The 822-nt window shown below is 45.5% G+C and carries 1 protein-coding gene; it reads left to right on the plus strand.

The features are described 5' to 3' along the window. Window positions 1-165: 165 nt before the first annotated feature. The coding region (locus tag R7E78_RS25710; RefSeq protein ID WP_318058552.1) for a trypsin-like peptidase domain-containing protein at window positions 166-822 on the plus strand (657 nt) is incomplete at its 3' end.

Consider the following 822-nt stretch of genomic DNA (forward strand, 5'->3'; position numbering starts at 1 on the left):
ACGATTGATTCATCACTCTTGGTGATAAAGCTCGAAGAGTTAATCTTACTATCAATCTGATTATTAAAAGGGCAGTGCGATCACGCACTGCCCTTTTGTTATTTTTCAATGTAATGCTATTCTTCACCTTTCTATGCCATTTTGGCGCTCATGCATGGAGAGGATATGCTTAGCTTTTTATTACGTTCTGTCTTTTTAGGCTTAGCAACCGCTGCCGTTGTACTGCTCGCAGTTCCATCATTGCGCAATAACGTTATTCCTGTCGCGCTCGACCAACAACCGAAAAATATCGCATCTCTTGAATTGTCGTTTAACCAAGCCGTAAGAAGAGCGGCGCCAGCGGTTGTGAATATCTACAGCCGAAAATACGTTGAAAACGATCGCAGTAAACTCTCGACACAAGGGCTGGGTTCTGGGGTTATCGTCAGCGAAAAAGGTTATATCATTACCAACTATCACGTGGTAGCTCAAGCAGACCAAGTCGTTGTTGCATTGCAAGATGGTCGAGCTGCTGCCGCTCAACTTGTTGGCACCGACAAACGCACGGACATTGCCGTTTTACGAGTTGAAGGTTCTAACCTACCTGTCATCCCATTGAATTCTGAATACAAACCTCAGGTTGGTGATGTCGTTTTAGCGATTGGTAACCCATACAACTTAGGGCAAACCACGACCTTCGGCATTATTTCCGCGACAGGTCGCTCTTCTATTAGCGATGGTCGTCAAGCCTTCATCCAAACTGATGCTGCAATCAATGAAGGTAACTCGGGCGGCGCATTGGTGAATACTCAAGGTGAATTGGTAGGCATCAACACCGCATCT

It is taken from the genome of Vibrio sp. YT-19(2023) (assembly GCF_033337395.1).